This is a genomic window from Luteibacter mycovicinus (assembly GCF_000745235.1).
Lineage (GTDB): Bacteria > Pseudomonadota > Gammaproteobacteria > Xanthomonadales > Rhodanobacteraceae > Luteibacter > Luteibacter mycovicinus.
In genome coordinates this window covers 598097-623883 of sequence record NZ_JQNL01000001.1, presented here as the reverse complement: position 1 = coordinate 623883, position 25787 = coordinate 598097, and the positions used below count along the sequence as shown (strand labels likewise).

22 protein-coding genes are annotated in these 25787 nt (G+C 64.2%); 18 read left to right on the top strand and 4 right to left on the bottom strand.

Going from position 1 to position 25787, the window contains the following annotated elements:
• Positions 1-46: 46 nt before the first annotated feature.
• Both FA85_RS02705 and FA85_RS02700 read left to right on the top strand, forming a co-directional pair.
• Positions 47-316 carry a hypothetical protein gene (locus tag FA85_RS02705; RefSeq protein WP_036112231.1) on the top strand — a complete coding sequence of 90 codons (270 nt, stop codon included), beginning with the start codon at positions 47-49 and terminating at the stop codon, positions 314-316.
• Positions 317-358: 42 nt separating this feature from the next.
• Complete coding sequence (locus FA85_RS02700) at positions 359-1321, top strand: DUF6338 family protein (RefSeq protein ID WP_156108703.1); 963 nt, start codon at positions 359-361, stop codon at positions 1319-1321.
• Between the two features lie 145 nt (positions 1322-1466).
• On the opposite strand, the gene FA85_RS02695 is transcribed toward FA85_RS02700, so the two are convergent.
• Together FA85_RS02695 and FA85_RS02690 are read right to left on the bottom strand one after the other, a co-directional pair.
• Positions 1467-3212: an FAD-dependent oxidoreductase gene (locus FA85_RS02695; RefSeq protein WP_036117352.1), complete on the bottom strand. Its 1746-nt coding sequence runs from the start codon at positions 3210-3212 to the stop codon at positions 1467-1469.
• Positions 3213-3603: 391 nt separating this feature from the next.
• A complete protein-coding gene (locus tag FA85_RS02690; RefSeq protein ID WP_051943474.1) occupies positions 3604-4833 on the bottom strand; it encodes an MFS transporter in 1230 nt (409 codons plus the stop codon).
• 499 nt (positions 4834-5332) lie between these two features.
• Between FA85_RS02690 and FA85_RS02685 the strand changes: the two genes are divergently transcribed.
• The 3 genes from FA85_RS02685 to FA85_RS02675 all read left to right on the top strand — a co-directional run bounded on the left by FA85_RS02685 (position 5333) and on the right by FA85_RS02675 (position 8282).
• On the top strand, positions 5333-6694 hold the full coding sequence (locus FA85_RS02685) for an ankyrin repeat domain-containing protein (RefSeq protein ID WP_036112238.1): 1362 nt from the start codon (positions 5333-5335) through the stop codon (positions 6692-6694).
• Between the two features lie 154 nt (positions 6695-6848).
• Positions 6849-7310 (top strand): YccF domain-containing protein, encoded by a 462-nt coding sequence (locus FA85_RS02680; RefSeq protein ID WP_036112241.1) that lies wholly within the window; start codon positions 6849-6851, stop codon positions 7308-7310.
• 201 nt (positions 7311-7511) lie between these two features.
• Positions 7512-8282 carry a PKD domain-containing protein gene (locus FA85_RS02675; RefSeq protein WP_036112244.1) on the top strand — a complete coding sequence of 257 codons (771 nt, stop codon included), beginning with the start codon at positions 7512-7514 and terminating at the stop codon, positions 8280-8282.
• Between the two features lie 132 nt (positions 8283-8414).
• On the opposite strand, the gene FA85_RS02670 is transcribed toward FA85_RS02675, so the two are convergent.
• Positions 8415-10265: a glycoside hydrolase family 35 protein gene (locus tag FA85_RS02670; protein WP_036112247.1), complete on the bottom strand. Its 1851-nt coding sequence runs from the start codon at positions 10263-10265 to the stop codon at positions 8415-8417.
• A 142-nt stretch (positions 10266-10407) separates the two neighbouring features.
• On the opposite strand from FA85_RS02670, the gene FA85_RS02665 reads away from it, so the two are divergent.
• The 7 genes from FA85_RS02665 (at position 10408) to FA85_RS02635 (ending at position 17662) form a co-directional block, all read left to right on the top strand.
• Positions 10408-10875 (top strand): antitoxin Xre/MbcA/ParS toxin-binding domain-containing protein, encoded by a 468-nt coding sequence (locus tag FA85_RS02665; protein ID WP_036112250.1) that lies wholly within the window; start codon positions 10408-10410, stop codon positions 10873-10875.
• Between the two features lie 363 nt (positions 10876-11238).
• Positions 11239-13722 (top strand): protease pro-enzyme activation domain-containing protein, encoded by a 2484-nt coding sequence (locus FA85_RS02660; protein WP_036112253.1) that lies wholly within the window; start codon positions 11239-11241, stop codon positions 13720-13722.
• Positions 13723-13832: 110 nt separating this feature from the next.
• Entirely contained in the window at positions 13833-14993 is a 1161-nt protein-coding gene (locus tag FA85_RS02655) for an AAA family ATPase (RefSeq protein WP_036112256.1), read from the top strand.
• A gap of 40 nt (positions 14994-15033) precedes the next feature.
• The gene (locus tag FA85_RS02650) at positions 15034-15558 is read left to right on the top strand and encodes a 2'-5' RNA ligase family protein (RefSeq protein ID WP_051943476.1); all 525 of its coding nucleotides are present in this window, start codon (positions 15034-15036) and stop codon (positions 15556-15558) included.
• 15 nt (positions 15559-15573) lie between these two features.
• Positions 15574-16017 carry a GFA family protein gene (locus tag FA85_RS22830; protein ID WP_036112259.1) on the top strand — a complete coding sequence of 148 codons (444 nt, stop codon included), beginning with the start codon at positions 15574-15576 and terminating at the stop codon, positions 16015-16017.
• An 86-nt stretch (positions 16018-16103) separates the two neighbouring features.
• Entirely contained in the window at positions 16104-16667 is a 564-nt protein-coding gene (locus FA85_RS02640) for an isochorismatase family protein (RefSeq protein WP_036112262.1), read from the top strand.
• Positions 16664-17662, top strand: a complete 999-nt coding sequence (locus tag FA85_RS02635; protein ID WP_036112264.1) for a GlxA family transcriptional regulator — start codon at positions 16664-16666, stop codon at positions 17660-17662. Before FA85_RS02640 ends, FA85_RS02635 begins: the two co-directional genes overlap by 4 nt.
• 7 nt (positions 17663-17669) lie before the next feature.
• Here FA85_RS02635 and FA85_RS02630 read toward each other — a convergent pair whose 3' ends face one another.
• Positions 17670-18299, bottom strand: coding sequence for a GIY-YIG nuclease family protein (locus FA85_RS02630; protein ID WP_051943477.1), 630 nt, complete (start codon positions 18297-18299; stop codon positions 17670-17672).
• Between the two features lie 497 nt (positions 18300-18796).
• Here FA85_RS02630 and FA85_RS02625 point away from each other — a divergent pair, with 497 nt between their 5' ends.
• The 6 genes from FA85_RS02625 to rpsO all read left to right on the top strand — a co-directional run bounded on the left by FA85_RS02625 (position 18797) and on the right by rpsO (position 25765).
• Positions 18797-19342 carry a ribosome maturation factor RimP gene (locus FA85_RS02625; protein WP_036117358.1) on the top strand — a complete coding sequence of 182 codons (546 nt, stop codon included), beginning with the start codon at positions 18797-18799 and terminating at the stop codon, positions 19340-19342.
• 44 nt (positions 19343-19386) lie between these two features.
• Positions 19387-20901: a transcription termination factor NusA gene (gene nusA, locus FA85_RS02620; protein WP_036112267.1), complete on the top strand. Its 1515-nt coding sequence runs from the start codon at positions 19387-19389 to the stop codon at positions 20899-20901.
• A gap of 133 nt (positions 20902-21034) precedes the next feature.
• Complete coding sequence (gene infB / locus FA85_RS02615; protein WP_036112270.1) at positions 21035-23950, top strand: translation initiation factor IF-2; 2916 nt, start codon at positions 21035-21037, stop codon at positions 23948-23950.
• 77 nt (positions 23951-24027) lie between these two features.
• The gene (gene rbfA, locus FA85_RS02610; RefSeq protein WP_036112272.1) at positions 24028-24402 is read left to right on the top strand and encodes a 30S ribosome-binding factor RbfA; all 375 of its coding nucleotides are present in this window, start codon (positions 24028-24030) and stop codon (positions 24400-24402) included.
• Positions 24403-24437: 35 nt separating this feature from the next.
• Positions 24438-25355 (top strand): tRNA pseudouridine(55) synthase TruB, encoded by a 918-nt coding sequence (truB, locus tag FA85_RS02605; protein WP_036112275.1) that lies wholly within the window; start codon positions 24438-24440, stop codon positions 25353-25355.
• A 143-nt stretch (positions 25356-25498) separates the two neighbouring features.
• Entirely contained in the window at positions 25499-25765 is a 267-nt protein-coding gene (rpsO, locus tag FA85_RS02600; protein ID WP_036112276.1) for a 30S ribosomal protein S15, read from the top strand.
• Positions 25766-25787 lie beyond the last annotated feature (22 nt).

The window sequence follows — 25787 nt, the reverse complement described above, 5'->3', positions numbered from 1 at the left end:
GAAATACCAAGTGGCGGCGCGCAAAGTGTCGCTGGGAGGAGCATCGATGGCGACGTTCAAAACGTTTAAGAAAGCGACACTCAAGTTACTCGACTCTCAGTCGAAGGCTGGTCTCGGGTTGAGCACCCAGCAGCGAGTCGATAGCTTGGTCAAACTTGCTCAGAGTTTCGCGCGAGAAGAGGTCGCCACCGCACGCGATCGGGCCATGCGTGTCTCGGGCGATGCCCTGTACGTGCGTGGCAATGCTGGCCTGTACACCTCAGAGGCTGAGGGCAAAAAGGCGATGCAATCGATAGAGCGTCTCCGAAAAAAGTAGGCGTTTATATCGGCGGCAAGTTTTTCACAGGGAAGCGCGAACTTGGGCACATCTAGTGGCGCTTCACTAGTAGGGATTTTGCCGCTGCTCGCGGCGGGTTTCATTTTTAACTCAATTTTCTATCGAACGCGCTTTCGACTGGCGCGCGCAGATGGACAGCGGCTGTTTTTCTCATGCGTGATCGCAGGCTTCAGCATCGGCTGCATCGCGTTCGCCATAGCCGCGTCGCTACGGCGACACCTTCCCTCAGAGGGCCGGTTTCGCGAATTGATGGACTGGTTCCACCAGGCAATTCCCGTTCCCTACAGCATGACGTTCCTCGGGGCGATCATGCTCGCAGCGTTTTTTGGGCATGCGGCGAATGGGTACTTGTGGTGGCGGAAACGCCTTAAGGCACCAGCTGATAGCAGGCGTGTAAGCGTGTGGACTTACTGGCGCGAGATGTCCGAGCACGTCACCGCTCTCGATGAGCTGGTTCGCCGTGCTGTCTCTGATGACTCACTCGTCATGATTTGCCTCAAATCGAGGAAGGTTCACTGCGGTCTGATCTCCGGAATTCGTGGGGTGCATGAATCCGCTATGGTGCACATCCAGTTAATTCCGGCGTTCTCCATAACACGAGACAAAGATTCGCTGAAGTTCTTGCCGGAGACTCGAACGGAATACAGGGCATTCTCATTAAAGCGCGCGTTTGATCGAAAAGCGTCGTTGGATAGTGAGATCAGAGACATAGCCAGACTCGTGCGCGTGCTGAGGGCGGTGAGGTCGATGTCGGAGGCATCCCCGGATGAGCCGACTATCGCGGGGGTGAAGAATTATGGTCGCCAATTGATTCGGGAACGTACCGATCTCGTGGAAAATCTGGCTCGGTACGGTGCACTTCAATCCTTCGATGCTACAGAATGGCTGAAGGTGATCCCAGCCTCCGAGATTGAGTCTGCATCGCTTTATAAAGACGGCGATTTTGACCGATGGTTCTCGACGCCATCGGTTCAGGTCAGCTAGCAGAGTACTCCGGTAATCGACCCATTTTTGATGGGCGCCTAAGCGCCTTGCTCGGATGGCGGTAAGCGCACACGTATGAGCTCGCGTGCGAATTGCGCGGAACTCGTGAGGCGACTGATCCGCGCGCGGCGGGATAGCACCTGCCTCAGCCGATCCCGTTTCTCACCCCGAATATTCCTTCGGGATCGTACTTCCGCTTGGCCGCCGCGAGTCGAGGTACGTTCGTCCCCCAGTACGCTTTCTTATAGTCCTTCTGGAAGAAATCGCTTTCGGAAAAATACGCGCCCGCACCCGGCGCGACGCGCGTCAGGCGCGCATACGATTTCCGCGTCGCGTCTTCACCTTGCTGCGCCTTCGCATCGTCCCGATGCATGCCGGGCAGCCCCTCGAAAACCGCCGCACCACCGTTCGCAATGATGGCCAGGGCGAAGGCGTCCAGCACGTCGGGATTCATCGCAGTGTCGCGTGCCTGCGCCAGCGTCTCCGCGGAAGCACCGAACAACCCCTTATTGAAATGCAGCGAGAAGCCCAGCTCGCGTGATGCCTCGACGATCGCCGTGGCCAGTGTCTCCACCTGATTGTCCTGAAGCAGACGCGAAGGCAGCCATGCCGACGTATAGGCATGGATGTACGTTCCCACCTGTTCCTTATCGCCCGCCCACATCATGTGATGAGCGGGCGCGCCCGGCCTGTCGTCCGGCACAGCGAAGGTCAGGCCGTACTTCTGGTAGAAAGCGAGGTCCCAGAAGTGCCGCGCCGGCATCGCCTTCAGCCAGAACGGCTTTACCCACGTGTAAGCCGGTCGGCCCGCAACCCACTCCAGGAAGGGTTGCCACGCCGCCTTCGCCGCGTCTTCGCTGAGTCCCTGGAACAACATCGAGAGATCGATGTGGCGGTCGCCATGGAATTCGATCTGCTCACCCCAGTGCGGGTTGCACAGATACTCACGAAAGTGTCGAAGCACCTGCGCGACGAGTGCGATGAAGCTCGCATCGCTATCCGCTTCGATGCGTCCATGGACGCCGCCGATCCGTTCGGGCAAATCGTGAGTGCGGAAGGTGAGGCGTGTGATGACGCCGAAGCTGCCGCCGCCACCGCCTTTCAATGCCCAGAACAGCTCAGGATCCTGGAAGGCGTTGACGATGCGGATCTTTCCGTCCGCCGTGACGACCTCCGCCTCCAGCAGGTTTGACGCACCGGTGCCGAAGCCCTTCGAGAGACTGCCAAAGCCGCCGCCGTTGGTGAAACCGGCGCACCCGACGGTCGTGCAGCCGCCGCCCTGGATGTAGCGACCGCCTACCGTGGTTACCGCGTGGTACGCGTCGATCCACATGGCGCCCGCACCGACGTGGGCCGCGGGTACACCGATAGATCCGAAAGCAGCCCCTTTGGGCACGAAGCTGTCGACCATCTCGACGGTGTTCATCCGGCGGGTCCAGATGAGCAGGGAGTCCGGTGCGTTGGACGCGCCGAGGTAGCTGTGACCGCCGCCACGAACGACCAGGCGCACCCGGCGTCGACGTGCCCAGGCGATGGCCGTGGCGATGTCCTGGGCGCTCTCGGCTGCCAGGACACGGGCGCTGGGCGTCGACGTCCATGCCCGGTAGTAGGCGCCGGTCTGCGTGAGGCCCGGCTGATCGCCGACGTAGAACTGGTTGCCGATGTGGGCGAGCGCGTCTTCGCGGGTGGCAGGATCCAGCAACGGGTTCTTCGGTATCGAGAGACGGCCACCCACCTGACGGTTCAGCGCGTCCCAGTCGGCATCGGTCGGCCAGCCGGATGCTCCGGGTTTCAGCCAGCGACCGCCGCCGGTGACGAAGGCGTCCACCTTGGCCGCGAGGGGCAGCAGGGGCAGGATGAGAGCGGTCTTCAGCAGGGTGCGGCGGTTCATGATCGGTCTCCTTTGGTTGCCGTCGATCCTGCGCCGCGTAGTCCGTGCTGTCGCGCCTGTTGGGATGAATATCGCCGGTCCGGGGACGAATCGCGGGGTGGCAGGGACGGGCGGGTGGCCGGTTTCGCGTAACCATGCCGGGCGTCGCGGCCCACTATCGGGGTGGCGAAGCAGGGCAGGTCTCTTCTGTGCATCCCGGCACCCTTCACGTAATCGCACGTCACGCCCACCCACCGCAGTGGGCGATCGAACTGGACCGCTGGATTGATCTCGCGTTTCTCGCTCTGTGCGTGGGAGCGCTGACCGGTCTGCTCGTCCACACCTATGCCCTGGTCTGTGCACGATGGCGTCGGGAGGGAATCGACGGGGCGCTCGAGCGGGCGAGGGATCGCTATGGGATACGACGGTCTTGACCCCGGGAGCGTCTCATCGATGAAGCAAGTCCCCACGCCGCCAGCGCCGCGACCGCCATCCCTCCCACCCAGGGCACATGCACCCCGACAGCAAACAGCGCGGTGCCGGTCGCGGGCCCGACGGTGTCCTTGATGTCGTTCGCAACCGACACAGCGGCCATGTAGGTCGCACGGTTGCCGTCCTGGGCCATGGCATTGACCGCGGCGGGAACGAGCGGCCCGAATAACATGTCGGCGAAAGCGAAGCCGGTCATCGCGACGATCAGTGTGGTCAAACCGGACGACAGCATGAGCGCCACGAACGCCATCGTCAGCACGACGCCACTGGCGACGATCAGTGTCGATTCCGACGCGTTCCGCGTCATGCGGGTAAGCGGAAACTGGAAGACGACTACGAGCAGCGCGCCATAGGTGAACAGGCTGCCGACACCGGATGGCGTCAGCGTGTGCGCGCCGTGCGCATAGAGAGGAAGCACGGCCTCGATCCAGCTGCTCGACATCTCCAACAGGACGACCCAGGCCAGCAGACCGGCGAGGCGACGATCGCGGAAAGCGGGAAGCAGCGAGGCGAGCCCCTCTTCATCGTCATCGTCATCGTCCGCCAACGAACCGGCGCGGCGCGTCTCCGGCAACGCCAGGGCGACAAGGCAGGCGCACGCGAACAGGGCAACTGCGGATCCGAGAAACACGGTTCCGAGGGAATGCAGGACCAGAACGGCCCCGACGGCCGGGCCGGCGGCGCGCCCGATGTTCGACATCACGCGCGCCAGGGAGAAGTAGGAACGTGTTTTCTCGCCGGGAATGGTGTCCGCGATAACGGTGGCAATCGTCGGATGCAGGACGCTCTCGCTTACGCCGATGAAGAGCAGGACACACGCGGCCTGGAAGACCCCATGCGAAAAATAAAGCATCGCAAATCCAAGTCCGACGCCCAGTGTCGAGCAAAGCAGTACAGGCCGTCGCCCTATACGGTCGGCGATGCCGCCGATAAAAGGTGTCGCGAGAATCTCTCCGCCCGCGTAGCAGCCGAAGAGCACGCCGATCCACGCCACGGGAATACTGGCTTCGCCCTGCGCCCATAAGGCGAAGAACGGCAGCATGGCGCCATCGGCGAATCCAACGAGAAGGAAAAGAAGCAGGGCGATCGATGCCGGCCGCTTTACAACAGACAGGAACGAGAGGTTCCCGGTGAAGCGTTGGGTAAACATATTCACGTCACACACTCCGCGCAGCGAACAGCCGCTCACGGGGAGCCGGTCTGTCCAGATATGCGCGTTGGTTGACGTAAACGCTTACGGCTACGCCCGACGGGGTAGCGGGGAAAATGCTAGCACCTGGCCGTAAAACCGTGCAAGCGTGGCCTGCGCATGCTCGCAGGATCGTGCGAAGATCGGCAGGTGCGCCACGCGCGGCGCGGGAGAACAACGAATGCACGGACGTATGCGGTACGCGGCGGTTCTGAGTTTCCTTTTCATGTCGGCCACGGTCAGGGCCGCGGCGCCTGGTCCGTGTTCGCCCGAGCAACTGCTTGGCCACCCAGTCGATGAGTCAGACACTGCATCCCATCGCAGGTTTCCCGCGCCCCTGATCGACTATCCCTTCGGCACGAAAGCGGAGCGATGGGGATTTGATCTGTTGCTCCGGATAGACACGGAAGGGCGCGTAACTTGCTTCAGTACGGGAGCGAATCTGGATGGCGAATCGCCGATGGCGGTTTCCCGGCGCGCGCTCCTGGGGCGACTGGCCCACTGGCGGTATGCGCCCTTCGAAGTCGATGGTGCACCGGTGACCGCCATCGTTTCGGAGACGGTGGCCGAGGTGGAACGTCCTGCCCGTCGCGTTCCGGCTCCGAAAGCGCCACTCGCGGACATTCGAATGTCGCTGTCGCGTGGGCAGTGCTATGGCGCGTGCCCTTCTTATCGGATCGAAGTCCGGGGTGATGGAAGCGTCATCTACGAAGGCGCCGATTACGCCGACGTCTCTGGGCGCCACGCGTATCGCGTGTCACCTGCCGCCGCGGCCGCGCTCGTGCGCCGCATCGAAACGACGAACCTGTGGTCGTTACGACCGGTCTATCATGCACCGGTGACCGACCTTCCGGTCTATAAGGTCACGATCGCCGTGGGTCACGACGTTCATACGGTCGAGGACTTTCTGGGGAGTTACGTGGGCATGCCGCCGGAAGTGGTCGAGTTCGAGCGCGCCATCGACGAGGTCGGGAGGGCGGACAGGTGGATTCATCTCTCCCAGGAAGCGGTCACGACGATGGCGGCGGAGGGCTTCCGTTTCGACTCAGCCGAGGCCGGAGAGATCCTTTTTCGAGCCGTGTCCAATGAGGGATCGCATGATGACGCAGCCATGCGTCGCATGATCGAACTCGGTGCGCCGGTCACGCATACGCTTCCCGACGAAACGCTTGGTTTTCGACCGTATCTGGGTTCCTTGCTGGAGGAGGCCTTGCGTTACGGCCGAATCACTCTGGTGGATCCATTGATCGCCCGGGGTCTTCTGGACACGGCAGGGCGACGGGATCAGGCGAAGATCGACAGTGCGTTTCGCGCCGCGATCCGCAGTGGCGACCTCGCGTCCGTCAAACGCATCTGGGAAGAGCATGCGACCGAGCCGCATCCCTCGCTGACCTTCAGTGACGACGCGGATCACGACGCGGAGGCACGGCGGGTGCCTGTGACATTGCTGCTCAACCACTTCAGTACCGACAAGCGGCGCTGGCAGGGTGAAGCGATTGCGCGCTGGCTCGTCGAGCGCGGTTGCGATCCCAGGGCCGCGGCAGCCGATGGCAATACGCTGCTGCACATCGCGGCGAGTGCCGGGGACATCGGCATGGTGCGGTATGCACTCTCGGTCGGCATCGCCCCATCGACGCCGGGACGTTATGGGCTGCCCGCACTTGGTGGCGTCGACCGCGAAAATATCGCCATGCTCCTCCTTGAAAAAGGTACGGACCTTTCGGCCATGAACGGTGGACCCGCCTCGTTTCGGAAATATGCTGTCGGGCGACATTGGGTGCAGGTCGTTGCGTGGATCGATGCCATGTCCCCGGCGAAGTGACCGACACCGGCTTCCGGATGCCGGGCTGGGTTGCGCCCGGTGAGGCGTGCGAGTGGCTTTGACCGTCGCGAGGCACGCGGGCTATGACGAGTGACACTTGCTCACCCTCGGCGCACGTCCTAGGTTACTCCCGTACATTCACAAGGAAGACGACATGCGCACCATCTTCAACTTTCTCTGGTTCATCCTCGGCGGCTTCGTCATGGGGCTGGGCTGGTGGCTGGCCGGCCTGATCGCATTCATCACCATCGTCGGCATTCCCTGGGCGCGTGCGTGTTTCGTCATCGGAACGTTCGCCTTCTTCCCGTTCGGCAAGGAGGCGGTCAACCGGCGTGACCTCACTGGGCGCGGCGACATCGGCACCAGCGGCCTCGGCACGATCGGCAACATCATCTGGTTTCTGTTCGCCGGCGTCTGGCTGGCCATCGGACATGTGATGTCCGCGATTGCCTGCTTCGTCACGATCATCGGCATTCCGTTTGCCATCCAGCACCTGAAGCTCGCGGGCATCGCGCTCGCGCCCATCGGTAAGACAGTGGTCAGTATTGAAGTGGCCGATGCATCGAGGCGCGTGCAGGCGGAGGCTTCCGTACTGGGGATGCGCGGCTTCCGCTGAACCGGCCGTCGCCACTGGCGCGGCGACTCGTGGCGACGACGCCTGCCGGCGTCGCCGGGGAGCTTCGCGGGAAAACCCGCTGTTGACGCCTTCTTCTGGTCTGCCGCGCTAGCGTCACGCCGAATCGGCAGCGGGCAGGCCGAGGTGGCGCGAGTGGGTTATATCGATGATCCGGCCGGAGACGGCCGAGGGGAGGGGCGAATGGACAGCAACGCACGGATGGGCGGCCGGTCGGGCTTCGTTCTGGGGGCACTTGTCGCGATTTCCGCCTGCGGAAATGTGGGAAAGGAGGCCTCGGTGCCTCCGGAAGTGACGGGAAGTACGACGATGCCGGCGGCCGAGGTGGCGCCGCAGCCCAAGCCTTATGGCGGACCCGTGGCCTTCTCGGTCGTGGCGGAGGGGCTGACGGCCTCCTTCACCGATGAATCCGAGGGCACGGTCCTGAATCGGACATGGGACTTCGGCGACGGCGCCACGTCCGTGGCCGCCGCGCCCATCCACGCGTATTCGCGCGTCGGCGTCTACGAGGTGCGCGAGACCATCGCGGATGGCGAGGGCAAGACGTCCGACCGGACATTACCGGTTCGCGTCATGCCTTTCCCGCCGGAGTTGCGCAACGGAACGGCGCGACCGGGTCTGTCGGCCGTCGCGACCTACGAGCTGCATTACTTCGCTCGTCCGCCGCTGGGCGCGTCTCACCTGGACATCGAATTGACGGGGCCGGCGGGGTTGGCCGAGCTCTACGTGAAGTTCGGATCGGTGCCGACCGATAGCAGCTATGACTGCCATGTGGCGCTGACCGACGGTGCCGCTCGCTGCACCTTCGATGCACCGCGCGCCGGTCCTTATTACGCCCGTATCCTGGCGACGAAGAACTTTGCCGACGCTTCGCTGAAGGCTTCATGGAACGAGACGGTGGCGGAAGCCGGAGATAAAAAAAGCGGCGCATCGAGCGCCGCTCAAAATCACTGACCAAGTGGGGGGCGGTCAGTGACGTGTTGCGTGACACACGGCTCCGGGAGGGCCGTGCGCGGATGAACAATAAGCGGTATTCGGACGTCCGTCTGTCAGCGCTGGCCTACACATATTCGGTAAAGAACCGTCTCACGGTGCTGGTTTGGTAGAGAAAACCGGGTTCGCCATGCCTGCGATGCTGTGCGAACCGCCGCCCTGCATCTCGAGAACGACCACGTCGTTCCTGCCCTTGTGCAACCACGATGCCGGCACGTACAACGATTGTTGTGGCCCGATTTCCCAGAAGCGGCCCAGATGGTGTCCGTTGATCCAGACGTTGCCCTTATGCCAGCCGCGCATGTCGAGGAACGTGCCGGCCACCGTGGGAACCTCGAGCGTGCCATGCCAGAACGCCGGGCCACCGGGCGCCGCACCCGAGCCGTACTTCAGGCCGGAAAGATCGTTCAGCGGCAGTGGATAGACCGTCCACTGCGTCAGATCCTCTCCAGCTAGCTGGACCGAGAACGTGATCCCCTTGTAGTCGTCTTCCATGCCGGGGCCGATGTTGATACGGCCCATGTTCTCGACGATCAGATCGAGTGTGCTGCCTTTCTTCAGGTCGACGGGCAGGCTGTGTTCGTCCTTGCGCCGGTCCAGCGTTCCGATCGCATGGCCGTCCGTCAGCACGGTGGCGTAGTCGTGGACATCGTTCACGTCCAGCTTGCCCTTTGCGTCGTTGTCGAGCTTCTTGCGGTAGAGGATCAGGCCGTAGTTCTGCCCGAAGCTTTCCATCCCCTGCGGTGTCACTGAGGTCCTGGGCTGTGCCGAAAGCGTCGGCAGGGCATCGAGCAGGCCGACCGACTCACGCAGTTCGACGCGCGCCGTGGCGGTCGTGGGCGACGAAGCCGGCGGCTTCGGCAGATGCTCACCCTTGGGCAGATGCGCGGCGATCACCTTGCGCAGCGCATCGTATTTGGGCGTGAGCCTGCCCGCTTCATCGATGGGCGAGTCGTAGTCGTAACTCGTGGTGACGGGCAGGTAATGCGCATCGTCGTTGTTGGCGCCGTTCATCCAGCCGAAGTTGGTCCCGCCGTCCACCATGTACAGGTTGAATGAGATGTCGTGGTCGAGCATCCAGCCGAGCGAGCCGGCGACTTCTTCGGTCGAGCGCGTCTTGTGCTCCTCGCCCCAGCGGTCGTACCAGCCACTCCAGTATTCGCCAGCCATCTTCGGCATACCTTCCATCTGTCCTGCCGACCGCCTGAAGGCGCGCTCGGTTTTCGTGGCGTCGCCGGTGAAGTTGATGACCGAAAGCATGCCGGGTAGCGTGCCGCGACTCATCCAGGTCGGACCAGGGCCGTTGGACATGAAGAGGGGGACGTCGAAGCCGGCATCGAGCATCTGCTGGCGGATGGCGGCCATGTAATCGCGATCGTTACCCACGTAACCGTATTCGTTCTCCACCTGCATCATCAGGATGGGACCGCCACGGGTGGATTGCAGCGGAGCCAGTTCCTGTCCCAGTCGTTTGAACCATGCGGCGCTGGCGCTGAGGAAACGCGCGTCGTACGAACGCACGCGGAGACCCGGCGTGCGCAGCAGCCACGCCGGGAAGCCGCCGAATTCCCACTCCGCGCAGACGAACGGACCGGGCCGGACAATCACGTTGAGGCCTTCTTCCTGCGCCGTGCGCACGAAGGTCGCAATGTCGTTGTCGCCGGTGAAGTCGAATTTACCGGGCTCCGGTTCGCTCACATTCCAGAACGCGTAGGTGGTGATGGTATTCAGACCCATCGCCCGGGCCTCGCGCAGGCGGTCACGCCATTCGGCATGGGGGATGCGCGGGTAGTGCATCTCGCCGGAGCGAATCACGTAGGGCTTGCCGTCGAGCAGGAACTGCCCGTTCTCCACCGCGAAGTGGGCGGGCGCCGCGACGGCGGCGAGGGGCAGGGCGGCCGAGGCGGCGAGGCAGGTCGAAAGCAGCAGGGACAATGGCTTCACGCGTGACTCCGGCGGGTGGAATCGCCCGACGGTACACAGGCTCGTTCCGCGACTGCAAGCGGAAACCGGTCCCGATTCTCAAGTCATGACGCTATGCGCTGTGGCACGTTAGCGGGCCACTGGTTATCCGGAGAGTGACGACATGGTAGTTTCCCCGCGCCGCAAAGGCGTTTCACCGGTCTACGCCGACATGGCACGCGCGACCCCGCTGGAGCGCGTCGAGATGATTCGCCGCGGATTGCCGCCTGAGCTGGTCATGGACCTCGCCTATGATCTGCGCCTGTCCGAAGACAACCTCATGCTTTACCTGGGCCTGCATCGTGTACGCGTTCGCCAGAAGGTGGTGGACGAAGATCGACTGTCGCCCCGCGAATCCGAAGGCGTCATGGCACTCGCGGTCTTCCTGGGCGAAACGCTGCTCGGTCTCGGGGCGGCCGTCGAAGGCGGTCCCGACGTGAACCTCGACGCTGCGGCCTGGCTGGGAAGATGGCTGCGAACCCCTCACGCTGAACTCGAACATCGTGCGCCCCTGCAGTTCATGGATCTCGCGCAAGGGCGCGCTGTCGTTGCCGCGCTGCTCGATCAGGTGCGTGCGCGTCGGTCCACGTGAGGGCGCATGCGGTCGTCCCGTTTTCGGCAAAGACGCAAGATCGTGCGAACGGGTCGGTCGTAACGCATCGGTCCTGCACGCCTGCTCAGAGGCGTGGCGCCCCGCCGCCGTGCCTTATTCTGCGTGGTCCGTCACGTCACGCCGTCATGAGTTTCTGACTTCACCCGGCACGAAAGCTTCGCGAAAGCCTGAACCCGTCATGGCTTCAGGGACAGGGGAAAGACCCGGTGGAGCGGTGGGGTATTCGTATTTTCCTGCGTATTCGTGATTCGGGGCAGGGAATCCGAGGTGCCGCCGCAAAGCCGGACGTGTCAGGCCTGTCGCTTCACGGCAGGCCACTTACGGGCAGACGAAGGACCATCCATGAAGATTGAGAAGACCGCATTGACGGTTGCCATCGCCCTGGCGATGTCCTCCCTTTCAGCGCATGCGGAAGACGCCTGGGTCTCGACGCATACACAGGCGGCGATGTCACCGCCCGCCAGCACCCAGGTGCTGGCGGCGAGTTCGACCAGCGCGACGACGACCGGCAATGCTTATACGTTGAACATGACGGGCTCACCGCGGATCGACGGCGCCGCGGTCACGGCACTGGAAGCCGATCATCCGCTGCATGTGGAGGTCGCGCTGAAGTTGCGCAATCCCGATGCGTTGCAGACCTTCCTTGCCGGCGTGACCACGCCGGGTAGCGCACTCTTCGGCAAGTTCCTTACGCCGTCGCAGTTCACCGAACGCTTCGGGCCGACGCAGTCGCAGGTCGACGCCGTCGTAGCCCACCTGCAGCAGGCCGGCTTCACCAACATCGAAGTCGCACCGAACCGTCTGCTGATCTCTGCCGATGGTACGGCGGGTGCCGCGACGAACGGGTTCCGCACGTCGATCAAGCGCTTCAGCGCCAATGGCCGTGAGTTCTTTGCCAACGATGCACCCGCACTGGTCCCGGCGTCGCTTGGTGACAGTGTCAACGCCGTGCTCGGTCTGCAGAACGTGTCCGTCAAGCACACGCTGCACCACGTATATCACCCCGAGGACGTCACGGTTCCCGGACCGAACGTCGGCACGCAGGCTGCCGCCGCCGTCGCTGCGCATCATCCTCAGGATTTCGCCGCTATCTACGGTGGCAGCAGCCTGCCGGCCGCCACGAATACCGCGGTGGGCATCATCACCTGGGGATCGATCACGCAGACGGTGACCGATCTGAACAGCTTCACCTCGGGCGCAGGTCTGGCTACGGTGAACTCCACGATCACCAAGGTGGGGAGCGGCACGTTCGCCAACGATCCGGATTCCAACGGCGAATGGTCGCTGGACAGCCAGGACATCGTCGGCATCGCCGGAGGCGTGAAGCAACTGATTTTCTATACTTCGGCCAACGGCAATTCCAGTTCGTCGGGCATCACCGATGCGGGTATCACCGCCTCGTATAACCGTGCCGTCACCGACAACATCGCCAAGCTCATCAACGTATCGCTCGGCGAAGACGAAACCGCCGCGCAGCAGTCGGGTACCCAGGCGGCCGACGACGCGATTTTCCAGCAGGCCGTCGCTCAGGGTCAGACCTTCTCGATCGCTTCCGGCGACGCGGGTGTCTACCAGTGGTCGACCGATCCCACCTCGGGCTCGCCCGGCTACGTGGCGAATTCCGCCGGTACGGTGAAGATCGACCTGACCCACTATTCGGTGAGTGAACCGGCGAGTTCGCCGTACGTCATCCAGGTCGGTGGTACGACGCTGTCCACCAGCGGCACGACGTGGTCGGGCGAAACGGTGTGGAACGAAGGCCTCTCGGCGATCGCGCCGAGCCAGGGCGACAACAACCAGCGCCTGTGGGCGACGGGTGGCGGCGTCAGCCTCTACGAGGCGGCACCGTCATGGCAGTCGTCGGTATCCAGCTCGACCAAGCGCGTCGGTCCGGACGTTGCGTTCGATGCGGCTTCGTCCTCGGGTGCGCTGATCGTCGTCAATGGATCGACCGAACAGGTGGGCGGAACCAGCCTTGCCTCGCCGCTGTTCGTCGGTGCGTTTGCGCGCATCGAATCCGAGGCGAACAATGCGATCGGCTTCCCGGCGTCGAAGTTCTATCAGGCGTTCCCGACGCAGACCTCGCTGCTGCATGACGTGACCTCCGGTAACAACGGTTACCAGAGCCACGGTTACACCGCGGCGACCGGCTTCGACGAAGCGACCGGCTTCGGCAGCTTCGATATCGGTAAGCTCAACACGTACGCGCAGGCCAACTGGGTGACCGGAGGCGGCGGTGGCAGCACCAACGCGCCGCCGGTTGCGAACTTCAGTGTCGCGACCAACGGGCTCGTCGCCACCTTTACCGACAGTTCCACCGACAGCGACGGCAGCATCGCGTCGCATGCCTGGACCTTCGGCGATGGCAGCACCTCGACGGCTACCAGCCCGAGCCACACGTACAGCGCCGCAGGCACGTACAGCGTTGCTGAAACCGTGACGGATAATGCGGGCGCCACCAGCACGAAGACCTCGTCGGTGACCGTGAGCTCGTCGGGCGGCACCGGTGGTGGCACCGTGCTGCAGAACGGCGTCGCGGCGACCGGATTGTCGGCGGCGAAGAACGGCCAGCTGAAGTACACCGTGGCGATCCCGGCGGGCGCCAAGAGCCTGAAGATCGCGATCTCGGGTGGCACCGGCGATGCGGATCTTTACGTGAAGTTCGGTTCGGCGCCGACGACGTCGAGCTACGACTGCCGTCCGTACGTGACCGGTAACACCGAAAGCTGCTCGTTTGCCTCGCCGCAGACGGGGACGTACTACGTGCTGCTCAATGGCTATGCCGCGTTCTCGGGCGTGTCGCTGAAGGCTACGTGGACTAACTGATCTTTTTCGAGTTCAATCCGGGGTGAGGACTCCCTCACCCCGGCGGGAGTCGCGCAAAATGAGACATCCATGCCACAGTCTGCTCTCACTGCCATTGAGGGCGAGACGACATGCTGGCGACCCTGGCGGTAGCGAACTACCGCTCCCTGCGATCTCTCGTCCTGCCGATGGGCCGGATCAACCTCGTCACCGGCGCCAACGGCAGCGGCAAGTCGAGCCTCTATCGTGCGCTGCGCCTGCTGGCTGAGACCGCGCAAGGCGGCGTCGTTCCCGCGCTTGCGCGTGAGGGCGGTCTGTCTTCGACGCTGTGGGCGGGTCCGGAGAAGTTTTCGCGCGGCATGCTCAGCGGTGATTTGCCCGTGCAAGGTGGGCCTCGCACCGAACCGGTGTCGCTCAAGCTCGGCTTTGCCGGTGAATCGTTCGGTTATGCGATCGATCTCGGCCTGCCCGAACCGAGCCTGTCGATGTTTGGCCGGGATCCCGAAATCAAATCCGAAGCGATATGGAGCGGCCCCTTCCTGCGCGCCGCCAGTTTGTTGATGGATCGCCGCGGTCCGATGGCCAAACTTCGCGACGGTCGTCAGTGGCACGTCGCCGCTCAACATCTCAGCCAGTTCGAAAGCGTCTTTACCCAGCTGGCCGACCCCGAACGTGCACCCGAGGTCATGGTCTTGCGTGAGTCGATACGCGGCTGGCGCTTCTACGATCATTTCCGTTCCGACGCCGACGCGCCCGCCCGATGGCCGCAGCTGGGAACGCGCACGCCCGTGCTGAGTCACGATGGGCGCGACCTTGCCGCCGCCTGGCAAACAATTCGGGAGATCGGCGATGTGGCCTCGCTGGAGGCATCCGTCGATGACGCGTTTCCCGGCGCAGTGGTGAGGGTAGGGCAAGAAGGCGACCGCTTGTTGCTTACCTTCCAGCAGCCGGGCTTGTTGCGTCCCCTGTCCTCCGCCGAGCTATCGGACGGCACCCTGCGTTACCTCCTATGGATCGCCGCGCTCCACACGCCGCGGCCGCCGCCGCTCATGGTGTTGAATGAGCCAGAGACCAGTCTCCATCCGGATCTTCTCCCCGCCCTGGGGCGACTGATCCTGAAAGCATCGACGACCTGTCAGGTGTGGGTCGTCTCGCATGCGTCGCGGCTTATTGCGGCGCTTGAGGACTCGCCGGACTGCCACTCGTTGCGCCTGGAAAAAACATTGAGTGAGACACGCATCGTGGGGCAGGGCGTGCTAGATGAGCCGGCGTGGTACTGGCCGTCGCGCTAGCGCTGTCGCGGGACTGGTGAGCGGTGATAACGTAGCCGGCATGAGTCGAACCCTGCTCGCCCTGTTGGTGCCCGATGCCGAGCCACTGGTCGGCGACCTTCGTGCACGACTGGACCCCGCCGCCCGGCTGGGGCTCGGTGCGCACATTACGCTGGTCTATCCCTTTCTCGATAGCGAGGCGATCGACGACGATGTCGCGGAGCGGTTGCGCAATGTCGCGAGGCAGCATGCGCCCGTTTCGTTCGCGCTCGACGAGGTGGGTACGTTTCCCTCTACTGTCTGGCTGGCCCCCCGATCTGCCGAGGCCATCGTCTCGCTAGCCGCCGCGCTCGAATCCGCGTTCCCCGACCGTCCGACCGCAGGGCGCGTCTTCGAGCGCTTCGTGCCGCATCTTTCGGTGGCGCGAAACATCCTTGGCGATCGTGATGCGGTGGTGGCGACGCTCGAAGACCGGCTTGGGTCGGCGCATGGCGTGGTGTGTCACTGCGCCGATGTCCATGTCATGACGCGCAGCGACGAGGGCTGGCAAATGCACTCACGGGTGCCTCTCGGCGGCGGCACGTAATCAGGAATCGACTCGATGCTCATTCAGGGTAGTTGTCACTGCGGAAACATCACATTTGAACTGGACTGGCCCGGCGAGGGCGCTTCCGTGCCCGCGCGTGCCTGCACCTGCTCGTTCTGCGTGAAGCACGGTGGTGTATGGACTGCGCATTCCGATGCAAGGCTCAGGATCAGGATCGCCGGTGCGGACAGGACGTCGTCGTATGCGTTCGGAACCGGGACCGCGGCGTTTCATGTGTGTACGCGATGCGGGGCCGTGCCGGTGGCCACCAGCGATATCGACGGCGCGCGCTACGCCGTAGTGAACGTCAATACCTTCGATGACTTCGAGCGCAGTCGACTCACCACGGAGACGGTGAGCTTCGACGGTGAGGGGGAGGCCGACCGGGTGACCCGGCGCGCCGCGCGGTGGATCGGCCATGTAGAGATCGATTACCAGGATGCCGCCTTCGTGGCGTGATTTGTCCGCTAGCGGTCCGGGTCGTGACTCGCGCGCTTGCGTTCATGCGCGGAAACTGTCCTCATTCCCACGAGAGGAGCTCCGCCATGTCCGCTTCCGAAACCGCGCTGATCGTCATCGATGCCCAGGAGTCGTTCCGTTCCCGCCCGTACTGGCGGACAGACGACGTCGACGGGTATATCGAGCGTCAGCAGGCTCTCATCGATGGCGCGAAGCGTGCTGGCATCCGCGTGGTCCAGGTGTTCCATGTCGAGGATACCGGTCCGTTCAGCGAGGCATCCGGCCTGGTTACGCCGTTGAAGCCGTTGCGGATCGATGCCGATGCCGTCTTTCGTAAGCGGCGCCACAGCGCGCTGGTCGGGTCCGGCCTCGACGTATGGCTGACCACGAATGCTGTCCGTCGTCTGATCGTCTCGGGCATCCGCACCGAACAGTGCTGTGAGACGACGACCCGCCACGCTTCGGACCTTGGCTACGCCGTCGACTTCGTCGGCGAGGCGACGCTCACGTTCCCGATGGTGGATGTCACGGGTCGCGAGTGGAGCGCGGCCGAGATCCGCGCGCGGACGGAGCTGGTCCTCGCGGACCGCTTCGCCCGCATCGTGACGGTGGATGCCGCGCTCGAGACGCAGGCACTCAGGGCTGCATGATGCAAACGACACCTCGCCGGATCCCCGTCTATGTGGTCGTGCCGCCGCGGGTGCTGCTGCTGGACGTGGCCGGGCCCATTGAGGTGTTGCGCAAGGCCAACCTCGAGCAGGAAGCGGTACATTTCGATGTGGTCTACATCGGGCCTGCACGGACGCTTGGGAGCTCGGTGGGTATGACGATATCGGGCATCCGGCCCATGCCGGCGCGACTGCCCGACGATACGCTGGTCGTGGTGCCGGGCCACGCGGACCTGCCGCTTGGAGAGCCGGTGACCGGCGACGCGCAGCATGCCGCGCACGAGCAGGCCATCGTCGACTGGCTGCGCCGCTCGGTGCGTCCTGGCATCCGCGTGGCGACGATCTGTTCCGGTGCGATCCTCGCGGCACGGGCCGGCTTGCTCGACGGGCATGCATGTACGACCCATCACGGTTGCACCGATCAACTGGCGCGCGAGGCACCTTCCGCTCACGTCCGTGAAAACCGCCTTTATGTCGTGGATGGCGAGCGCCTCACCAGTGCCGGTATCACCGCTGGTATCGACCTGATGCTGCACATCGTCGCCGGTCTTGCCGGCGCGCCGGTGGCGGTCGCCGTGGCGCGATTTCTCGTCGTTTATCTGCGGCGCGCAGGCGACGATCCGCAACTGTCACCGTGGCTCGAGGGTCGCAACCACATGCATCCCTCCATCCATCGCGCACAGGACGCCGTGGCCGGCGATCCCGCCCGCGAGTGGACGGTGACGGCGCTGGCGCGCGAAGCGGCTATCAGTCCGCGACACCTGTCCCGGTTGTTCAACGAGCATGCGGGGATGAGCGTCACCGACTACGTAAACCGCATGCGGGTGGCTCTGGCCAGCGAATTGCTGTCAGGTTCGCAGCTGGACATGGAGGCGGTCGCCGAGCGTTCGGGTTTCGGGTCGGCAAGGCAGCTGCGTCGGGCGTGGGGGCGGTGGAACGCGTTGCCGCCGAGCCGGTCGCGCGATCTGGCCTCTTGATGCGCCGTTAACCGAACAGGCGGCGATGCTCGCCGTTGGCGTACCACTCCAGCACGCGATCGGGTACGAGCGCGTCGATCGTCAGTCCCGCGGCGGAGAACATGTCCAGCGTATCCAGCAGTGCGCGGCGCAGTTTCGGCGCGCCCGGGTCCCCGGGCGCGTTGTGCGTTGCCCAGTCGAGCGTATCGACGACGCGCAGCGACCAGTCGTGCAGAAGATCGGCCCGTGCCTCCAGGTAGCCGCGTAGCCAGGGGCTCAGACTCCGCTCCAGCGAAAGACTCTCCGCGGCGGCGATCTCCCCGAGCAGCGTGCCGACCTCTCCGTGCACGCCGCGATACCATTCGGTATGCCCGGCGGCGGAAACCGGTACGACCAGCGGGGCGTTGGCGCGCTGCCCGGCGAAGGCCTCGATGAGCCGTCGCTCGATACGTCGTGCGTGGATGACCCGTTCGGCGTCAAGCAACATCCCGCGATCCAGATCGAAAAAGTCGAAGAACCGACGGTGCAGGGTGCTGAAGCGCGTGAACGGGTCACGCGAGAAGCCGACCTTCAGCAGGTCTTCGTCACGACATGGCAGCACGTAGACATACGCGCGGCCTTGTGAGGCGAAGCGGGGATACGGTGTTTCTTCATGCATGGGGAAAGGATCGCCTGTCGGTGTCTCGCCACGTGCGATACGGAACCGGCAGCGCGGCAGGTCTGGAACGGGCAGGCGTACGCAACTGCATGAATTTACGGACGAATCGGGAGCACGGACGCGCGGAGCGCTACGTGACGTTCCCGCCGGCAACGCTCCGTCCGCGTGCGGTCCGACGGGCTCGGGCGGACGCGGGTTCAGGTCCGCGACCTTGCATGACGGCGGTAAAATACGATAGACTCAGTGAATCTTAAGCGCCATTGACATCGGTTACGGCCTTTCGTCGCTGGCTGCTTCAGGAACTTTCTTTTTACAAGAAAGCCTCCTCGTGAGGCTTTTTTGTTGGGCGCACGGAGGCGTCCTGCGACATTTTCGTGAGCGCCGTCAGGGCATCGCGGCGTTCGCTGGAGGAAAGTGTCGGATACATCGGCGACGTAATGGAATGGGCCGCTCGCGCCCTTTTTTTGTTTCTGGCGAATGGAAAAACCGCAGGTAACGTGGATACCAACGCACTTTCACAACGCTTTTCAGACATCGTGGCCGAGCTCGGCCTCGAAGTGCTGGGTATGGAGTTCGGTCCGTCCGACGGACAGATGACGCTGCGCGTCTATCTGGACGTGCTCGAGGCCGAGCGCGAACGTCGCAAGGGCGCGGAGCTCCCCGTCGAGGTCGCCGTCGAGGATTGCGAAGCGGCAAGCCGCGAGTTCTCGGCTTACCTGGACGTTGAAGATCCGATCCCCGGCAACTATGTACTGGAAGTCTCCTCTCCCGGTATCGATCGTCCCCTCTTCACGGCGGAGCAGTTCGCCCGTGTCAGTGGTCAGGAGATCAAGGTGCTGCTCAAAGCCCCGGTCGACGGTCGCCGTCGCCTCAAGGGCAACGTCGTTGAAGTAAACGGCGAGCACATTGTGGTCGAGGGCGAGGCTGGCCGATTCGAATTCGAGCATGCGGACGTCGAAAGCGCCCGCGTGGTTCCCGACTGGGTGGCACTCGGCTATGCGCCGCAGCCGAAGCCCACGCCGGGCGGTAAGAAACCTAAATAACGATTGATGGGGTGCCGCGGGGCATCCTTACGGGAGTAGCGGCAATGAGCAAAGAACTTTTGCTGGTAGTCGACGCGGTCGCCAATGAAAAAGGCGTGCCGCGCGAAGTGATTTTCGACGCCATGGAAGCGGCGCTGGCTTCGGCCGCGAAAAAGCGCTACCCCGAGGAAGATCCGGACATCCGGGTCGAAATCGACCGCAATACGGGCGACTACGAGACCTTCCGTCGCTGGGAGATCATCGAGAACGACGGCGAGATGGAGGATCCGTCCTACCAGATCCGCCTGATGGACGCCGAAGACGAAGCCGGTGAAGGCGAAGTCGCCGAAGTCGGTGGCTGGATCGAGCACCAGATCGAAAACGCCGAGTTCGGCCGCATCGCCGCGCAGGCCGCCAAGCAGGTGATCGTGCAGCGCGTACGCGAAGCCGAGCGTCAGCAGGTCGTCGATGCCTTCGTCGATCGCGTGGGCGAGCTGGTCACCGGTATCGTCAAGCGCGTCGAGCGCGGCAACGTCTACCTCGACCTGGGCAGCAACGCCGAGGCGTTCATTCCGCGCGACAAGACGATTCCCCGTGAGTCGGCCCGCGTCGGCGACCGCGTCCGCGGTTACCTGTACGAAGTGAAGTCGGAAATCCGTGGTCCGCAGCTGTTCGTCTCGCGCAGCGCGCCGGAGTTCATGATCGAACTGTTCAAGCTCGAGGTGCCGGAAGTCGGTCAGGGCCTCGTCGAAATCAAGGGCTGCGCCCGCGATCCGGGCGACCGCGCCAAGATCGCCGTGGTCGCCCACGACAGCCGCACCGATCCGATCGGCGCCTGCATCGGCATGCGCGGTTCGCGCGTCCAGGCCGTGTCCAACGAGCTCAACGGTGAGCGCGTCGACATCATCCTGTGGCACGAGAATCAGGCTCAGTACGTCATCAATGCGATGGCGCCGGCCGAAGTGCAGTCGATCATCATGGACGAGGAAAAGCACTCCATGGATATCGCCGTCGCCGAGGACAAGCTGTCCCAGGCGATCGGTCGCGGTGGTCAGAACGTCCGCCTGGCGAGCAAGCTCACCGGCTGGCAGCTCAACGTGATGACACAGGATCAGGTCACCGCCAAGAGCGAGGCCGAGCAGGCCGCCGCCCTGGCGCTGTTCCAGGACAAGCTCGAAGTCGACGAAGAAATCGCCAGCATCCTGGTGCAGGAAGGTTTCTCGTCGATCGAAGAAATTGCTTACGTGCCGAGTGCCGAGCTGCTGGCGGTGGAAGGCTTCGACGAAGACATCGTCGAGGAACTCCGCGCCCGTGCCCGTGACGCCCTGCTGACCGAGGCGCTCGCCGCCGAGGAAGGCGTCGAGGAAGTCGCGGTCGACGAAGAACTGCTCGGCCTGGACGGCATGGACGAAACGGTCGCTATCGCGCTGGCGGACCGTGGCATCAAGACGCTCGACGACCTCGGCGATCTCGCCGTCGACGAGCTCATCGATATCGAAGGCATGACGGAGGACCGCGCATCGCAGCTGATCATGGCTGCGCGCGCTCCGATGATCGCCCGCCTGGAGAAAGGTGGTTAAGCGCGAGACCGGAAGCGTCCTGGACGGACGCCTCGAGGGAGGCCATGAGGTCTCCCGCCAGGGATGGAGGCAGCCGTACGGGTCATCGTCGGCACGTAAGGTTACGCGCGGGAAAGGCGGAGAATAAAGAACCATGTCGGACGTCACTATCAAACAACTCGCCCATCAACTGGGCCTACCGGTCGACAAGCTGCTCGGGCAGCTTGGCGAAGCCGGCATGAATTTCTCCGATGCGGAGCAGGTCATCAGCAGCACCGAAAAGGTGAAGCTGCTGGGTTTCCTGCGTCGCACCCACGGCAAGAACGAGGCCGCTCCCGAAGGGGACGCCTCCGCGCCGCGACAGATCACCCTGAAGCGCCGCACGGTCGGCGAGCTGAAGGTGGCGTCCGGTTCCGGTCGTGGTGCCGGTCCGGCCAAGACGGTCAACGTCGAGGTCCGTGCCAAGCGTACATACGTCAAGCGCAGCGCCATCGCCGAGGATGCGTCGCACGAGCCGGAGCGCGAGGACGCCGTGCGCAAGCTGGCCGAATCGCAGGCTCAGCGCGAGCACGAGGAATCGGAGCGCCGTGAAGAAGCCGAGCGTCGCGATCAGGCCGAAGCGGCCCGTCGCGAAGCCGAGGCCGAAGCACGCCGTCAGGAAGAAGCCGCCGCCGAAGCACGCCGTCAGGCTGAAGAAGCTGCCGAGCAGCATGCACGCGCCGAAGCGGCACGTGCCGCGGCCGCCAGCGCTGAAGCCGCCGCGACGCCGGCCGCCGCGCCTGCGGCCGCGCCGGAAGCGACCCCTGAGGCCCTGGTGTCCACCGCGCCGCTGGGCGACGATGGCCTGCCGACGCACCAGACCGCCAAGCTCGATACGCGTTCGCTCGGCATGATCCTTCCGCGCATTCACGAGCCGCGCAAGCGCGAGCGCGTGGTGTCCAAGCCTGTCCCGCCGCCGGCGCCCGCGCCGGCTCCGGCACCTGTCGCGGCGGCTCCCGCCGCCGCACGTCCGGCCGCGCCGCGTCCGGCACCCGGTGCCGTGGCTGCCGCCAACGATACGCGCGGCAACGCGCGTCCGAAGCACGGTGGTGGTGGCGGTGCTCCCGGCGGTGGCGGTCGTAACGATCGTGAAGCCGGTGGCAAGCGCTTCGCCGGTGGCGAAATGCATCTCTCCGATGCCGACCGCGCACGCCGCTCGTCCAGCAACAACCGTCGTGGCGGTGGCAAGGACCGTGGCCGCATGACGGCGTCGCGTGGCGCCGCCTCGTCGGGCGGTCCGCACGGCTTCACCCGTCCGACGGCCGCCGTGGTCCGTGACGTCGTGATCGGCGACAACAACCTCGTGACCGAGCTGGCCCAGAAGATGGCCGTCAAGGGCGCCGAGGTGGTGAAGGCGCTGTTCAAGATGGGCGTCATGGCCACGATCAATCAGACGATCGACCATGACACCGCCGCGCTCGTGGTCGAAGAACTGGGTCACAACCCGGTTCGCGCCACCGAGAACGACGCCGAAGCCGCGCTCGCGACGCACACGCAGAATGCGGAGCTCGAGGGCGACAAGGTCACGCGTCCGCCGGTCGTCACGATCATGGGTCACGTCGACCACGGCAAGACCTCGCTGCTCGACTACATCCGTCGTACCAAGGTCGCCTCCGGCGAAGCGGGTGGCATTACGCAGCACATCGGCGCTTACCACGTCGAAACCAGCCGTGGCGTCATCACCTTCCTCGACACCCCGGGCCATGCGGCGTTTACGTCCATGCGTGCCCGCGGCGCGCAGTCGACGGATATCGTGGTGCTCGTGGTCGCCGCCGACGACGGTGTCATGCCGCAAACGCAGGAAGCCGTGAAGCACGCGCGCGCCGCCAAGGTGCCGCTGATCGTCGCGGTCAACAAGATGGACAAGTCCGGCGCCAACCCGGACAACGTCAAGCAGGGCCTCGGCCTTCTCGAAGTCATCCCTGAAGAGTGGGGTGGCGATACCCCGTTCGTGCCGCTTTCGGCGAAGACGGGCGACGGCGTGGACGCGCTGCTCGACGCCATCTCGATCCAGGCTGAAATCATGGAGCTCAAGGCAGTGGCCGATGGCCGCGCTTCGGGTGTCGTGATCGAATCCAGCCTCGACCGCGGTCGCGGTCCGGTGGCGACGGTGCTGGTGCAGCAGGGCACGCTGAAGAAGGGCGACTTCGTCGTCTGCGGTGTCGAATACGGCCGCATGCGTGCGCTCGTCGACGAAACCGGCAAGCAGGTCAATGAAGCCGGTCCGTCGATTCCGGTCCAGGTGCTGGGTCTGTCGGGCGTGCCCGAGTCGGGTGACGATTTCGTCGCCGTGAAGGACGAGCGTCTGGCGCGCGAAGTGGCGGCCGAGCGTCTGCTCAAGCGTCGCGAGACCCGCCTGGTCAGCAAATCCAACCGTCTGGAAGACATCATGGCCCAGATGGGTCAGGGTCAGGGCCAGCAGACCCTCAACATCCTCGTCAAGGCGGATGTGCAGGGTTCGGTCGAGGCGCTGCGCGATTCGCTCACCCAGATCGGCAACGAGCTGGTCAAGGTGAACGTGATCTCGTCCGGCGTGGGTGGCATCACCGAGTCGGAAGCCACGCTGGCGGCGGCGTCCAAGGCGCTGATCATCGGCTTCAACGTCCGTGCGGATGCGTCGGCACGCAAGGTGATCGATACCAACGGTCTCGATGTCCGTTACTTCTCGATCATTTACGACGTCATCGATCAGGTGAAGCAGGCGGCGTCGGGTCTGCTCGGTGTCGAGATTCGCGAAGAGATCATCGGTATCGCGCAGGTCCGCGACGTGTTCCGTTCGTCGAAGTTCGGCGCGGTCGCGGGCTGCATGATCGTCGAGGGCCTGGTGAAGCGCTCCAAGCCGATCCGCGTGCTGCGTGACAACGTGGTGGTGTTCCAGGGCGAACTCGAGTCGCTGCGCCGCTTCAAGGAGCTCGTCGACGAGGTCCGTAACGGCATGGAATGCGGTATCGCGGTCAAGCAGTACAACGACGTCAAGGTCGGCGACCAGATCGAGTGCTTCGAGCGTATCGAAGTGCCGCGCACGCTGTAACGGCATGCAATGCGCCTCCCCGGCATACGCCGGGGAGGCTTTTTCGTTAGTGCACCTTATTCAGGCTGGAGGCGGATATGCCGTCCCGTGATTTCAAGCGTACCGACCGCGTGTCCGCCCAGCTTCGCCGTGAAATCGGTGAACTGGTCCACGCCGCCGTGCGCGACCACGCGTTGCCTTCGGTCAGCGTGTCGGATGTGGAAGTAACCCGTGACCTCGACTGGGCCACCGTGTGGGTGACGGCGCTGATGCCCGACCAGTCGGCGGTGGTGGTCAAGGCGCTGAAGGAGCTCGCCCCCGAGTTCCGTCATTCGCTGTCGAAGTCGATGATCCTGCGTCGCGTGCCGCAGCTGCGTTTCAAGTACGACGAATCCGTCGATACCGGCGAGCGCATCGAGCGCCTGCTGCGCGAAAACCCCGTTCCGCCGGCCGATCCGTCCGACGAAACCTGATGACCGCGCGCCTGGCGCGCGGGTAAGCGTGTGTGATGAATCGCCGAACCTTCCGTGACCTGCACGGCATCCTTCTGCTCGACAAGCCGCTCGGCCTGAGTTCCAACCAGGCGCTGCAGACGGCGCGCCGGCTCGTGGGCGCCGCCAAGGGTGGCCATACCGGCAGCCTCGATCCGCTCGCCACTGGCCTGTTGCCACTGTGCTTCGGCGAGGCGACCAAGCTCGCCGGCTGGTTGCTCGGCTCGCGTAAGGCCTACGAGGCTGAGGTTCGCCTGGGTGTGACCACGACCACCGCCGATCTCGAGGGCGAGGTGGTGGAGACACGCCCGGTGCCCGCGCTGGACGATATGATCATCGAAGCCGCGCTGGCGCCCCTGCGCGGGCACATCGTACAGATCCCTCCCGCGTATTCGGCGATCAAGCAGGACGGCGTGCCGCTGTATGTCCGCGCCCGTCGCGGTGAGGACGTCGACGTGCCGGCGCGCGAGGTCGACGTGTACCGTCTCGAGGTGATCGGCCGCGAGGGCGACACCGTTCGCCTGATGGTCGAGTGTGGCTCAGGGACGTACGTGCGCAGCCTTGCGGTGGATCTCGGTGCGAACCTCGGTTGCGGCGCCCACCTCACGGGCTTGCGCCGGCTCTGGGTCGAGCCGTTCATGGCGCCGGCGATGGTGACTCTGGACGAACTTCGCATCGCCGCCGAAACCGGGCCGGATCCACTCGAAGCCTGTATTTTGCCGGTCGACGCCGGACTCAGTCATATTCCCCGGGTGGAACTCGACCCAGAACAGACCCGTGTCCTTGGTTTCGGCCAGCCGGTGCCGCTGGGGCAGGGCGTTTTACCCGGTCGCTGCGGTGTCTGGGGTGCCGACGGGCGCCTGATGGCGCTCGGGGAAGCCGGCGAAGGCGGCATCCTGAGGATCGTGCGGGGCCTGAACATGCCGCCCGTCTGACCGGGCTTGTTGCCGCTACGCGCAGGACGTTACAATTACGTGCTCGTTTAACAGCTTTCATTCAAAAGCGAGGCTTGCGCAACTTCATCGGTATCCGTTGAGGTTGCGCAAGTCTCGTATCCGCTTTTAAGGAATCGATACACATGCTTACTCCCGAACAGACTGGTCAGATCATCAAGGATTACGGCCGCAAGGAAAACGACACCGGCTCGACCGAAGTCCAGGTCGCCCTGCTGTCCGCCAACATCCTCCAGCTCCAGGATCACTTCCAGGCGCACAAGCAGGATCACCACTCGCGTCGCGGTCTGCTGAAGATGGTCAATCAGCGCAAGAAGCTGCTTGCCTATCTCAAGACGAACGACCTCGCTCGCTACCAGACCCTGATCGAACGCCTCGGCCTGCGCCGTTAATTCACCGGAACAGGACGAGGAG